11 protein-coding genes are annotated in these 13546 nt (G+C 71.6%); 3 read left to right on the top strand and 8 right to left on the bottom strand.

Annotation, left to right across the window (positions count from 1 at the left end):
* Positions 1–66: 66 nt before the first annotated feature.
* Positions 67–519, bottom strand: a complete 453-nt coding sequence (locus HUX53_RS00540) for a hypothetical protein (protein WP_255204787.1) — start codon at positions 517–519, stop codon at positions 67–69.
* Between the two features lie 166 nt (positions 520–685).
* Between HUX53_RS00540 and HUX53_RS00535 the strand changes: the two genes are divergently transcribed.
* On the top strand, positions 686–2203 hold the full coding sequence (locus tag HUX53_RS00535; protein WP_217918944.1) for an AMP-binding protein: 1518 nt from the start codon (positions 686–688) through the stop codon (positions 2201–2203).
* A gap of 13 nt (positions 2204–2216) precedes the next feature.
* Here HUX53_RS00535 and HUX53_RS00530 read toward each other — a convergent pair whose 3' ends face one another.
* From HUX53_RS00530 to HUX53_RS00510, 6 genes are all read right to left on the bottom strand, one after another.
* Positions 2217–2522: a hypothetical protein gene (locus HUX53_RS00530; protein ID WP_176401188.1), complete on the bottom strand. Its 306-nt coding sequence runs from the start codon at positions 2520–2522 to the stop codon at positions 2217–2219.
* Positions 2523–2576: 54 nt separating this feature from the next.
* Entirely contained in the window at positions 2577–3356 is a 780-nt protein-coding gene (locus HUX53_RS00525) for a class I SAM-dependent methyltransferase (RefSeq protein WP_176401187.1), read from the bottom strand.
* 94 nt (positions 3357–3450) lie between these two features.
* A complete protein-coding gene (locus HUX53_RS40560) occupies positions 3451–3912 on the bottom strand; it encodes a PD-(D/E)XK nuclease family protein (protein WP_255204790.1) in 462 nt (153 codons plus the stop codon).
* Positions 3913–3938: 26 nt separating this feature from the next.
* Positions 3939–6920, bottom strand: coding sequence for an ATP-dependent helicase (locus HUX53_RS00520; protein WP_309236978.1), 2982 nt, complete (start codon positions 6918–6920; stop codon positions 3939–3941).
* 23 nt (positions 6921–6943) lie between these two features.
* The gene (locus tag HUX53_RS00515; RefSeq protein ID WP_176401186.1) at positions 6944–10093 is read right to left on the bottom strand and encodes an ATP-dependent DNA helicase; all 3150 of its coding nucleotides are present in this window, start codon (positions 10091–10093) and stop codon (positions 6944–6946) included.
* 106 nt (positions 10094–10199) lie between these two features.
* The gene (locus HUX53_RS00510) at positions 10200–10643 is read right to left on the bottom strand and encodes a heme-binding protein (RefSeq protein WP_176401185.1); all 444 of its coding nucleotides are present in this window, start codon (positions 10641–10643) and stop codon (positions 10200–10202) included.
* 221 nt (positions 10644–10864) lie between these two features.
* Between HUX53_RS00510 and HUX53_RS00505 the strand changes: the two genes are divergently transcribed.
* Positions 10865–11206 carry a hypothetical protein gene (locus HUX53_RS00505; RefSeq protein ID WP_176401184.1) on the top strand — a complete coding sequence of 114 codons (342 nt, stop codon included), beginning with the start codon at positions 10865–10867 and terminating at the stop codon, positions 11204–11206.
* Entirely contained in the window at positions 11128–12561 is a 1434-nt protein-coding gene (locus HUX53_RS42385) for a CdaR family transcriptional regulator (protein WP_176401183.1), read from the top strand. The genes HUX53_RS00505 and HUX53_RS42385 overlap by 79 nt, the downstream gene beginning before the upstream one ends.
* Before the next feature lie 63 nt (positions 12562–12624).
* On the opposite strand, the gene HUX53_RS00495 is transcribed toward HUX53_RS42385, so the two are convergent.
* Positions 12625–13546 (bottom strand): MFS transporter (locus tag HUX53_RS00495; protein WP_176401182.1); only part of this gene is annotated, 922 nt, incomplete at its 5' end.

Below are 13546 nucleotides of genomic sequence, written 5' to 3'. Positions count from 1 at the left end.
CCCGACACAGTCTTCACCTTCCGCAGGAACACCGGATTAGTGTGTCACCCAGCAGCAACCGAAACCTCATGACCAGCACGAACACGAAGCAAACCGCGGAACCACGGACCGACCTGTGCAAGTCAGGTCCGACGCGCCGAACACGTGATGCGCGCGGACGTCCGGGGACACGGTGCGCACCATCGCGGCAAGGAGGCCGCCGCACGCCTCCAGCACTTGCAACAGCCCGTCCGGCCCAGCTTCACGGTTCGCATGGACGGCGTTCGCCGGGCCACCCGGCCGCCGGCTTTCCCACACGAACGGCACTTCGCCGCCCATCGGCGGCACCTTCGGGCCGAGCTGCGCGGCGTAGGCGAACAGGTCGTCGCTCAGATGCTCGACGGTCTCCCAGCAGTCCCATTCAAGCGACCCGGCCTTGGCATCCCAGGCCTCCGGCGGCGCCTCCCGAAGGACGGACACGGCGAGTCGGACGGCCAGCTCCACATCGTCGGCGGTCACGGCGGCATCTGAGATCTGCATGCCGCAACGTTAGCCGCCGGACAGTGGGTCAAATATCTGACGGGATGGCGGGTATGTGCTGCGCTGGGGATCGTTCGAGGAGAGGCGTTCTGTGTTGGTCGACCGGGTACGTCATGCCGCGCTGCTGGGGGTACGGGCGGTCCGTGCCGTCCGGAATGTGGGAGTCATGCAGCCGATACGCCCGGATCGGGCCGTGCGGCTGGTGTTCCCCTATGTGCGCTTCGGGCCCGTCCCGGCGACGGTCGGGGCCATGTCGGCGCTCCGGTTTCCCGGGCGTACGGCGCTGATCGACGAGCGCGGGACGCTGTCATACGCGGAACTGGAGCGGCGCGCCGCGTCGCTGGCCACTGCGCTCAGGGAGCAGCTCGGGGACGGACGCGTCGGGATCCTGTGCCGCAACCACCGGGGATTCGTGGAGACGATTCTCGCGGCGTCCCGGCTAGGGAACGACGTGGTTCTGCTCAACACCGACTTCTCCGCTGCGCAGCTCGGCCAGGTCGCGGAACGCGAGGGCATCGAGTTGCTCGTCCACGACGAGGAGTTCACCGGGATCGTCGACGAGTCCCATTTCGCCGGACGTCGGCTGGTCGCATGGGCCGATGGCGCCTCGAACACGATCGACGCGCTGATCGGCGACACCGAGCCCGAACCGCTCATTCCGGAGCGGGCCAGCAACGTCATCGTGATGACGTCCGGGACCACCGGCACGCCGAAGGGCGCCCAGCATGACATGTCGCTTTCGGCGCTGCTGCCGGCCGCGCTCACGCACGCAATGCGCGTCCCCGTCCGATCCGGGGCGCCGATCGTGATCGCGCCACCGCTCTTCCACATTCTCGGCTTCGCCTACACGGCCGTCGGTCTCGGGATGGGCATGCCGCTCGTGCTGTCCCGCCGGTTCGACGCGCGGGAAACCCTGCAAGCCATCGCGGACTGCGAGGCGGAGGCGCTGGTCGCGGTGCCGGTGATGCTCCAGCGCATCCTGGACGTGGACGACAAGCCGGAGACACCGAGCCTGCGCGTGGTCGTCTCCGGCGGCTCGGCGCTTCCCCCTCATCTGTCGGAGGCGTTCATGGACGCGTTCGGCGACGTCCTCGTCAACGTGTACGGCGCGACGGAGACGGGCTGGGCCACCATCGCCACGCCGGACGACCTGCGGGACGCGCCCGGCACCGTCGGGAAGCCGTCGCTCCGGCTGACCGTCAAGATCCTCGATGAGGACGGGCGGGAGGTCCCGCGCGGTGCGGTCGGCGAGGTCTACACCGGCGGTGGCCTGCGGTTCGCCGGGTACACGGGCGGCGGGGGCAAGGAGATGCTGGACGGCCTGACGGGCACCGGCGACCTCGGTCACCTCGACGAGGCGGGACGGCTGTTCATCGACGGCCGCGCCGACGACATGATCGTGTCCGGCGGGGAGAACGTTTTCCCGGGTGAGGTCGAGAACCTGCTCGGCGGCCATCCGGGCATCGCGGAGGTCTCGGTCACCGGCGTGGACGACGAGCAGTTCGGCCAACGGCTAGCCGCCTACGTGGTCCGAACGCCGGGCTCGAAGCTCGCGGAGGACGACATCAAGACCCACGTCAAAGAGCACCTGGCCAGATACAAGGTGCCGCGCGACGTCCACTTCGTCCGGCAACTCCCCCGCACCAGCACCGGCAAGATCAAGTCGAAGGCGCTATCAGGCTGAAGGCGTCCCCGGATTAGGCGGCGCCTCGGGTTTTGGCGGCCATGCAGATTCGGGCCAGGTCGTTGAGGGCGTCGGCGCGGCGTTCGTCCAGGGTGCGGCGGTCGCCCGGGGCGGCCTCGGCGAGGGTGTCGATGACCAGGGAGAACACCGGCCATTCGGCGGGGCCGATGGCGCCCTGGAAGTCGACGCCGTCCGCGAGGTCGTCGAGGTCGAGGTTGCGGGCGAACGTGGCGAGGGCGGCCTCGGCGGCGACGACGCCAATGCGCATCGCCAGCGCGGCGGGCTCGCGATCGAGGGACCGCACGGTGTTGGAACTCATGTTCGACAACATAGAACATATGAGCGATCCGCGTCGAACGTTTGGTCGAAAACGTTATCCGGCGATCGCCTGCTGGAAGAGGTACGCGTGCGTGAAGTGCAGGACGCCGTCCACCATGCTCGGACGCATGCCGGTCACCGGCCCGCCCGCCAGCTCGTCCTCCAGTTCTCGCCTTATCTGCGCGGCGACGTCGGCGGGGGTCTGGGAGAACTCCAGCCACGGGGCGAGCGGGCGGACGTAGTCGAACCGCTCGGCGCGCTTCACCTCGGCGCCCGAAGCGGTGACGAGGTCCGCGATCTGCGACTCGGTGAGCATGGTGGCGTGCGAGGGGTCACGGAGGCGCTCGATGCGGTCGGCGTCGCCGTCCAGGTCGTCCGGACGGATCAGGTCGGCGATGATCAGCGCGGCGCCGGGGCGGCTGACCCGGACCATCTCCTTCACCACGGCGTCCGGGTCTGCGACCTGGTGCAGTGAGAAACGGGTCGCGACCAGCGTGAACGACCGGTCGATGTACGGGAGGGCGGTGGCGTCGCCGTGCGTGAAGGTGACGTTCATGAGGCCCGCGTGGTCGGCGTCGCGCTTGCCTTCGGCGAGCATCGCGGGCGTGAGGTCGAGGGCGGTCACATGCCGGACGCGGTGGGCGATCGCGCGGGAGACGAGGCCGGTGCCCGCCGCGACCTCCAGCACGACGTCCTCAAGGTCGAGCTCGGGATCCATGAAGCGGACGAGCCGGTCCAGGTGACGGGTGAACGCGACGTTCAGATTCGGGTCGGCGAAGCCCGCCGCCTGCTTCGAGAACTCCTGGACGACTTTCTCGTCGTGGGTCACCGTCACCGTCGCCTCCCTCGGATGGTTGCCCGGATCATCCCCGAAACCACGTTCGGTGAACAGGGGTGAGTGAGACTCATCACCCCGATTCGGGGACAAATCACACCGCTGGGACACCGTCCAGCAGCGCGGCGAGCCCGGCCGCGTCCAGCAGGTCCGCCGGACGGACGGTGACGTTGGCGCTGACGTAGTGGAACGCCGCGCTGACCTGCGCGACGTCCACCCCGGTCAGCTCCGCCCACGCCAGCCGGTACGCGGCGAGCTGCACCGACACGAACCGCGCCTCGTCCCCGGACGGCGGCGACCCCGTCTTCCAGTCGACGACCTCGTAGCCGCCGCCCGGCGACCGGAACACGGCGTCCATCCGGCCCCGGACCAGCCGGTCGCCGATGATCGTCTCGAACGGCACCTCGATGTCGAGCGGTTCGCGCGCCGCCCATTCCGACTGCTCGAACCGGTCCCGGAGCCGCGCGAGGTGCGAGTCGTCGACGGCGCCCTCGTCGGCGGCGCCCGGCAGCTCGTCCGGGTCGAGGAGGCGCTGCTGCCCCCACCGGCTCTCCAGCCAGGCGTGGAACGCGGTGCCGCGCCCTACGCGCGGCGCGGCATGGGGCGGCGGATCTGCCGGGCCAGCGCCGCCGGGTCGCGCGCGAGCGACACCAGCGACGACACCGACAGGTGCGCGGGCAGCTGGACGACCAGTCCGTCGCCGGAGCGGCCCCGGTCGCGTTCGGCGAGCAGCAGCTCGACGTCGCGCGCCCACGCGGTCATGCGGCCCCGGTCGGCGTCGGACAGCCCGGTGTCGCCGGCCCAGTGCCGTGTCCGCCCGGCCATCTCGTCCTCGACCATGCGGGCGGCCTCGACGACCGCCTCGTACCGTTCACGGGCGGTCAGGTCGGATTGTCCGCGTTCGCCGGGTCCGATGGGCCACTGCGCCTCCTCGGGGTCGGCGAGCAGCGGGTTCGCGGCGCCCTCCTCCGGCGGGTCGGTCCATACCGGGACGGACCCGGCGCCGGCGACGCAGACGGCGCGGACCTCCTCCAGGAACGGCGACGGCCCGAGCGGACGCCCCGACGACCCCCACCAGTACCCGGTGGTGATGAGCAGGGCGGACGCGCGGGTGACCGCGACGTAGGCGAGCCGCCGCTCCTCCCGCAGGTCGCGTTCGGCGCACGCCTGGTCGAACGCGGCGAGGTCGTCCTTCTCCAGCCCGGTCAGCGCGGGCAGGTCGGCGCGGTCGCCGCGCAGCATGAACGGCAGGACGCGCGGGTTCGCCGTCCAGCGGGTGGCGTTCTGCGGCGGCGACGGGAAGATCGAGCCCTTGGCGGGGCCGCCGTTCTTCTGCGGGACGTACGACAGGCCCGGGACGACGACCACGGGCCACTCCAGGCCCTTGGACGCGTGGACGGTGAGGAGCTTGACGCTGTTGGTCTCCCCCACGCGCCCGGCCTCCAGCCCGAACTCCTCGGTCTCGGCGGCCTTGAGGTAGGCGAGGAACGCGCCGAGCGTCGGGTCCTCGGCATCGCCCGCGAACGTGGCGGCGGCGTCGATGAAGGCGTCGAGGTCGGCGCGGGCGGTGACGGGGTCGAGCCCGGACCGCGCGGCGACCTCGATGTCGAGGCCCAGCGCCCGCTCGACCTCGTTGACCAGGTCGGGCAGCGGCAGCCCGACCTGGCTCCGCAGCCCGCGCAACTCGTCCCGGAGCCGCCGCAGCCGCCCGTACCCCTCGGGCGAGTACGCCTCCGGCGAGCCGAGGTCGTCGAGCGCGTCGACCAGACTCCCGGTCTCCTGATTCAACTCCCCGACAAGCTGCCGCAACGGATCATCGCCGGCCGGCGGCGGCCCGCTTTCCCCCGGCGACACGGCACCCGGCGCGATCCGCGGCAGCACAGCATCCGGCGCAGCACCGGGCAGGACGTCCGGCGCAGCACCCGGTGATGGAGCAGGCGGTGGTGCGGCGTCGGGTGGGGTTTCGTCGTGGGGTGGGTCGGGGCGTTCTGGTGGGGTTACGTCGCGGGCGGACTCGGTCGCCAGGGTGCGGGCGCGGCGGCCCAGGGCGACGAGGTCGCGGGGGCCGAGGCGCCAGCGGGGGCCGGTGAGGAGGCGGGCGAGGGACGCGCCGGCGGTCGGGTCGTGCATGACGCGCAGCGTCGCGACGACGTCCTGTACCTCGGGGACGGTGAGGAGCCCGCCGAGCCCGACCACCTCGACCGGGATGCCGCGCGCCTCCAGCGCCCGCCTGATCAGCGGGAACTGCGATCGCTTGCGGGCGAGGACGGCGACGTCGGAGTACTGGAGCGGTTCCGGTTGCGGGCCGCCGTCGGGGGCGGTCTCGGGGTCGGCGGCCATGAGCCCGGCGATGCGCGCGGCGATGCGGTCGGCTTCGTCCTCGACGGTGGGGAAGAGAGCGCATTCGACGCGTCCGCGCCCTTCGCGCCCGGCGCCCGGAATGAGGCGCGGCACGGCCTTCGTCTCGGCGCGCAACTCCTCCTGGACCTTGGCCGCGGCTTCAAGGATCAGCTCGCCGTTGCGGAACGAGCGGCTCAGCTGGACGACGGGCGCCGCCACCGGGCGCCCCCCGTTGACGCCGGGCTGGAGCGGGAAGTCGTGGGCGAACCGCAGCAGGTTCCCGGCGCTCGCGCCGCGCCACCCGTAGATCGATTGGCACGGGTCGCCGACCGCCGTCACCGGGTGCCCGCCCGCGAACAGCGACCGCAGCAGGACGAGTTGCGCCTGCGAGGTGTCCTGGTACTCGTCCAGCAGGACGACGGAGAACCGGGACCGCTCGATCATCCCGACCTCGGGATGCTTGGAGGCGATCCGTGCGGCGAGCGCCATCTGGTCGCCGTGGTCGATGACCTCGCGGTCGGCCTTGGCCCGGCCGTAGGCGTCGATCAGCGGCATGAGCTGCTCGCGGACGGCGTGCTTGGCGAGGATGTCGCGCTGCGCCTTGAGCGGCTTCTTCACCACGGCGAGCCGCTCGTCCAGCCAGGCGCCGACCTTGCGGACGTCCTCGGCCGTCCGCAGATGCTCCGACAGGTCGCCGGCGAGTTCCATGACGGCCTTGGTGACGGTGTCGGGCTGCCATTCGATGCGGTCCATGGGCCCGTGGTAGGCGTCGACCACGCGCGAGCAGATCTGCCAGGCGACGGCCGGTGAGATCAGCCGCATGGTGGGTTCGAGGGCCTCGCGCAGGGCGTGGTCACCGAAAAGGCGTGCCGCGTACGAGTGGTATGTCGACACCATCGGCTCGCCGTCGAACAGGGCCTCGCCGCCGAGCCGCTCCAGCTCGTCCCCCGGCAGGACCTCGCGGAGCTTGTCGAGCCGTTTGCGCACGCGCACGCCGAGCTCGGCGGCGGCCTTGCGGGTGAACGTCAGCCCGAGGACGCGTTCCGGCCGGACGAAGCCGTTCGCGACCAGCCACACCACCCGCGCGGCCATCGTCTCGCTCTTCCCGGACCCGGCGCCCGCGATCACCGCCATCGGCGCCATCGGCGCCTCGATCACCCGCGCCTGCTCCTCCGTAGGCGCCGGGATCTCCAGCAGCCGGGCCAGCTCTCCCGGCGTGATCACCTCGCTCCCCCCGAGCTAGTCCGTCAGTCCCCGACCTGCCCGCCCTCGTCATGGACGGGGCAGCAGGAGCGTACGGGACAGGTGCGACACTTGTCGTTCGCCCTCGCCTGGAAGACGTCGCTCGCCATGCCGGTGGCGACGATCTCGATGAGCTTCTTGGGCCATTCCGGGTCGGCGTCCTCGGCGGGCGGCGGCTGCTCCTGCTCGCGCGCCTTCGCGGTGAACGCGGCCTTGCCGACCTGGATGAGCTTGGCGCCGCCGGGCTCGATCAGCCCGTGCCGCTCGAACGCGCCGAGCATCACCGCGTACTGGTAGACGCCGAGTTGCGGGTGCCGCGCCAGGTCGTCCTTGGGGACGGCCGTGGAGGACGTCTTGATGTCGATGATGACGGCGCGGCCCTGCTCGTCGCGTTCGGCGCGGTCGATGCGACCCTTGATGACGACGCGGCCGAGGTCGACCTTGAACGACTCCTCCAGCGCGACGACCTCGTTGGGGTTGTCGCGGTGCCAGTCGAGGAACTTGTCGACCATCTTGGTGGCCTGGTCGCGCTGCTTCTCCGAGTACCAGGAGCTGCGGAACTCCAGGTCGTTCCAGATCTCGTCGAGGCGCTCGGCGACGTGGACCTCGTCGATCCCGTCGTCGGCTCCGGCCATTTCGGCGACCGCGTGGATGACCTTGCCCATCGTGCTGTACTCGTTGGGCCCGCCCTCCTGCGCGCCGACGGCGGAGGCGAGCAGCCAGCGAAGCCCGCACGTGGTGAACGCCTCGACCTGCGACGGGGAGATGGTGATCTGCTCGTCGTCGGTGAACGCGGGCCCGGGGTCAGAGAGCGCGGTGATGGCGTACCAGTTCTCCGGCTTGGCGCCCCGCACGCCCGCGCGCGCGAGGCGGGCCAGGTGCGCGGCGGCGGCGCGCCGTAGCGGTTCCGGACGGGACGGGTCCGCCACCGCCGAACGCAAGTCGGCAACGAGCGCGGATAGCGAAAGCCACCGTGTCTTCTCGTCCAGTTGCGATTGTTCGATGGCACCGGGCAAGAGTTCGTTCAGGAAGCGGGACGGCCGTTCCTCGGTGTCGTCGCCGCCGACGGCCGTCACGACAAGGCGTTTGCGCGCGCGCGTCACCGCGACGTAGAAGAGCCGTCGTTCTTCGTCCATCATCTTGGCGGCCATGGAGGCACCGGCCGCAGCGTCGCCGTCCGGCTCGGCCCCAGCGGCGTGTTCGATGAGTTCCTCGACGCCCAGCAACGACCCACGAAGACGGACATCGGGCCACACGCCCTCTTGGACGCCGGCGACCACCACAACATCCCACTCCAGACCCTTGGAGCGGTGCGCAGTAAGGATGCGGACGGCCTCGCCCTCCGGTGCCTGCTCGGCCAGCGTGTCACCGGCGATTTCCTGGGACGCGATGTTGTCGACGAACAGTTCCGGCCCCGCCTGGGGAAGCCGGTCGACGAACCGTGCGGCGTGGTCGAACAGGGCCACGACGGCGTCGAGGTCACGGTCGGCCGCAGCGCCGCGCGTCCCGCCCTTGACGCTCTGCTCCAGCAGGACCTCGGCCTGCCCGCTCTCCTGCCAGACGGCCCACAGCACCTCCTCAGCGGTACCGCCGTCGTGCACAGAGCGCCGCGCTACATCAATCAGATGCGCGATCCGTTCAGCGGGCGCTCGCACCTTTTCATTGACGAGAATCAGCTCGCGAGAGTCGTTGACCGCCGCGATCAGAAGCTCCCCTAGCGGACGGCTCCCACCCGACAATTCCTCCAGATCGCGCAACGCCCGCTTGAGCCGCCGCATGGCCAGCGCATCAGCACCCCCAAGCGGACCCGTCAAAAGGTCCTCTGCAACGACCTCGTCCAGGAAGCCCTTCTTCAACGCGGCCCGTAGCAGAACCAGGAACGGCCGGACGGCAGGCTCACCCATCAGCGGAACCTCGTCGCCCGCGACGACCACCGGTACACCGGCCTGGGCGAGCGCACGCCGAAGCACCGGAACCTGTCGCACGGCACTCCGCACTAGGACGGCCATACGCGACCACGGCACACCGTCCAGCAGATGGGCGCGCCGCAATTCGTCGGCCACCAACGCCGATTCCTGGCTCTCCGAGTCGGCGATCACGGCCCGCACTTCGCCGTCGTCCAGTTCCTCAACGGGATGCAGCGCGCGGTGCTCGGCAGCCCCGGCTGACCCGGCAGGCAGCCGGCGCGCGATGCGGCGCGACGCCGTCAGGATCTCGGGCCCCATCCGGCGGCACGTCCGCAACGCCACTACAGGTGCGGGCTCGCCGTCCAAGGTGAGGAAGCGGTTGGGGAACTCCTGAATCCCCCTTACATCGGCACCACGGAACCCATAGATGGACTGGTCCGGGTCACCCACCACGACAAGGTCACGTCCCTCCCCGGCGAGGTAGTGCAGGAGAGCTTCTTGCGCGGGGTCGGTGTCCTGGTACTCGTCCACGAACACCACGTCGTAGGCGTCCCGCTCCCGGATCCGCACCTCTTCCTCGGCGAGCATGTTCGCGGCCATCTGAATCAGCTCGCCGTAGTCGTACGTGGGCACGGGGTCGAGCAGGAAGCGGTCGACGTACCGGTCCATGAACCCGCCGATGGCGGGCCAGTCGTCCCGCCCCCGCATGCGTCCCAACGCAACGAGGTCTTCGGCCACGTACTGACGCTCAACGGCCCGCAAGGTGAAGTCACGCAACTCTTCGGCGAACCCACGCGTCGCCAAGGCGGCTCTCAGGCGCTCCGGCCAGTCACGTGCTCCGTCCGCAAGCTCGCCCTCCAGCAACCGGCGCACTTCCAAGAGCTGCTCTGGCCCGGACAACAGCCTGGGGGCGGGCTCTTCGTTCAGCACCGCGTCCCGCCGGATCAGCGCATACGCGTAGCTGTGAAAGGTGAGCGCCAAGGGCGTGCGCGTCGTCCGATGGAGGCGCCCGGTGATCCGCTCCCGCAGCTCCCCCGCCGCCTTACGGCTGAACGTCAGGACGAGCACGCGCTCGGGATCGACGCCGCGGTTCTCGATGCGGTCGACGACCGCCTCGACGATCGTCGTCGTCTTCCCGGTGCCCGGACCCGCCAGCACGAGCAGCGGTCCCCCGGCGTGCCCGACCACCCGCCGCTGCTGCTCGTCGAGCACAGGCGGGACGGCCCGCGCGGGACCGGCGCGGCGCACGAGACGGTAGGAACCAGTGGGCACAACAGTTCATTGGAACAGATCACCGGGACGGTTCTGACCACAACGCACGTATGTCGCCAGGGAGAAAACCCACACCGCGCCCTCAGGCCGTGGCGACCTTCTCCCTGAACGCGCGCAGCGCCGCCGCGCCCACCGCCTTGTCCTGCTCGCCGTTGCCGCCGCTGACGCCGACGGCGCCGACGACCTCGCCCTCGTGGACGATCGGGAACCCGCCCACGAAGACGGCGAACTTTCCGGGGTGCATCTGGTTGATGCCGAACGCCTCGTTGCCGGGCAGCGCGGGGCCGTTCGGCGGCTCGTTGAACTTGTGGGTGTCGCGCTGGTGGCCGGCGGCGGTGAACGCCTTCGCGATGGCGATCTCGACGCCGGTGAGGCGGGCGCCGGTCATGCGGTGCACGGCGATGGGGTGGGCGCCGTCGTCGGCGATGCAGACGGTCTGCTTGACGCCGATCCGGCGCGCCTCCTCCTCGGCCGCGGTCAGCATGACGAGCGCGTCTTCCAGGGTGAGCCGGTGGACGGTGTGCAAGGGGGCCTCCAGTCGGGCGCCACCCCGCATTTGAAATGTGGGGTATTGCCGGATTCGGAACGGTAAAGCAGGATGTGACAGACGGTTTTCCCTTTTCCGTGCCGTCCGCCACGAACTCCTCCACTCCCGTCAGTCTCGGAGGACCGCGTCCGTCGAGGCTATGTACACTCTGCCGAACGAACCCGACGGGATGTGGGCACATGGCACATCACCCTGCGATCGTGACGACCACCGACGGGCACGTGCCGGTCGGGACCCTGCTGGCCGAGCCGCTGCTGCGCGGCACCCTCCTCGCCGGACGCGACGGGCTCGGCCGCGGCGTCGGCTGGTGCCTCCCGCTGTCGGAGACCCGCCGCTACGGCGAGGAGCACGACACCGATCTCGCCGGCGTCGCCGTCCATCTCCCGGTGACCGCGCTGGCCGCGCCGGACGAGGCCGCCGCGCTGATCGCCGGCCTCGCCCGCCGGGCGTCGAGTCCGACCTGGTGGCGGCGGCGCACGCGGCCGACGCGGCGGGCGTCCCGCTGCTGGCCCTGCCGGCGGAGGCCGACTACCGGGCGGTGAGCCGGCTCATCGGGCAGAAGGCCCTCGCGCAGTCCGCGCACATCCTGGAGTACGGGTCGCGCGTGCACCGGATGCTCGCGGAGGTCCTCGCGCGCGGTCCCGGCGTGCCGGCGATGGCGCGCGCGGTCGTCGGCCTGTCCCGGTGCAGCGTGCTGATCTGCGACGCCGACGGCGACCGCCTGGCCTGGGAGGAGGCGCCGGACGCCGCGCCGCCCGACCCGGACGCGCTGCTGTTCGCGCTCCCGGACGACCTCGCCCGTCCCGAGGACCATCCCGAGTTCGCGGACGGCAGCACGCACACGGCGGAGGTGCGGATCCGGATCGTCCCGGACGGCCCGCCGGTGTACGTGCTCGTCACGCCGGTCCTGGTGGGCGGGCAGGTGTTCGGCCGGATGCTGATGGTGGAGCGCTCCAGCCCGCCGGACCCGCACGACCTGGCGCAGCACCGGGTCGTCGCCGAGCACGGCGCGACGCTGATCGGGTCGGAGATGCTGCGGCAGCGGTCGGTGCGGGCGGCGGAGGAGCGGGCGCGCGGCGACTTCGTGGAGGCGCTCGTCCACGGCCGGTTCGCCGACTCCTACGAGCTGGGCTCGCGGGCCCGGCACCACGGCTTCGACGTCGACGGGCACTTCGCCGTGCACGTGGTGGCGGCGGCGTCGCTGCTGCCGGTCGGCCGCGACTACCTGCGCCGGACGGTGACCGCGACCCGCACCGCGCAGAACCTGGAGCCGGGCGGCTGCGCGCTGACCGCCGCGATCAGCTCGACGATCGTGGTGATCCAGCAGGTCACGGCGCGGCACGACCCGATCAGGCAGCGCGGGGAGGCGGCCCGGTTCGCCGACCGGCTGCACCGGGCGCTGCTCCCCCAGCTGGGGGACGATCTGCGCGTCACGCACGGCCGTCCGGGCGAGGGCGCCGCCGGTGTCGCGGCCGGGTACCACGAGGCGCGGCTGACGATGGGCCTCGCCCGGCACGCCGCCGCCGATCCGGTCTGCGGCTACGACGACCTGCGCGTGTTCGCGGCGCTGAAGGACGTCGCGGACAGCGCGGAGGCCCGCTCGTTCGCCCGCGAGACGCTCGCCCCGCTGCGCCGCGCGAACGGCGGCGACCTGGAGCAGATCGTGCTCGCCTACATCAGGACGTCGGGGAACCTGAACGCGGCGGCCCGCGACCTCGGCCTGCACCGCAACACGATGCTCTACAAGCTGGACCGCGCGTCCCGCGCCCTGCGCATGGACATCCGGTCGGCGGACGCCCAGTTCACGTTCTGGCTGGCCCACCACATAGACAAGCTGACAACGGTGACCGGCACCCTCGCCGACGAGATGGCCCCGCCCGCCGCCACCCCCCGCTAACGCCCCGTTGACTTGCGGCGAGTTGTTGTTATGGGAGGGCGGATAACAACAACATGCCGCAAGTCAACGGGGGGTGGGGGTGGTGAAGGTGGCTAGGAGGCCGAGGGCGGCTGTTGCGGCGCAGGCGGCGAATACCACGCCGAAGGCAGGGGCCTGGTCGAGGACGGCGCCGACCCACGCGGCGCCGAGCGCGGAGCCGCCGAAGCGCAGCAGGTTGAACAGGCCGAGGCCGGCGCCGCGCCGCCCGGCGTCCGAGCGGGTGGCGCCGGTCGCGGCGGGCGTCTGCACGAACGCGACTCCGGCGCCGGTCAGGGCGAGCGCGGCGAGGAGCCACGGCACCGTCCAGGACGAGGCGAGGACGACGGCGACGAGCACCTGCCCGGCGATGAGGATGACGAGGCCGCCGCGCAGCACGGCACGCGGAGACAGCCGCTCCATGAGGAGTCCCGTGACCGGCCCCAGCACCGACATCATGACGGGCAGGCTCAGCAGGACGGCGCCCGCGTAGAGGGTGCCGGTGTGCCGTTCGGTGGTGAGGTAGACGGGGACGGCGAGGAGCGTGGCGCCCAGGCAGAACATCTGCGCGAGGACGCTGAGGCAGGAGCGCAGGTAGCGGGCTTCGAGCAGGAGACGCGGCGGGAGGAACGCGTCCGGACGTCCACGCGAGGACGCGACATAGGCCGCGGCGGCGAGGAGCCCGGCGAGCGACCCCGACCAGACGACCGGCGAGGTCGCGCCGAGGGTCGCGGCGGCGGACGTGGCGCCGAGCCCGAGCCCCGCGGCGAGCGTGAGCAGGGCGGCGCCGCGCCAGTCGAGCGGGACGCGCCGCGCCCGTCCCGCCGGGACGAACCGGACGGCCAGCGCGGCGGCGGCGATGCCCAGCGGCACGACCGGCCAGAACACCGCGTGCCAGCCGAACCAGGTCGCGAGGCCGCCGCCGAGCGTGGGCCCGGCGGCCTGCCCGACGCCGTTGGCCGCCGCCCAC

The organism is Actinomadura sp. BRA 177 (assembly GCF_013372625.1).
In the GTDB taxonomy this organism is placed as follows: Bacteria; Actinomycetota; Actinomycetes; order Streptosporangiales; family Streptosporangiaceae; genus Spirillospora.
The sequence above is the reverse complement of the archived record's forward strand: the minus strand, read 5'-3'. Positions and strand labels throughout refer to the sequence as shown.

Coding starts and splice junctions, on each gene's coding strand:
- HUX53_RS00530 (WP_176401188.1), bottom strand. CDS start 2,522: ATGAGTTCCAACACCGTGCGGTCCCTCGATCGCGAGCCCGCCGCGCTG.
- HUX53_RS00535 (WP_217918944.1), top strand. CDS start 686: ATGCAGCCGATACGCCCGGATCGGGCCGTGCGGCTGGTGTTCCCCTAT.
- HUX53_RS00540 (WP_255204787.1), bottom strand. CDS start 519: ATGCAGATCTCAGATGCCGCCGTGACCGCCGACGATGTGGAGCTGGCC.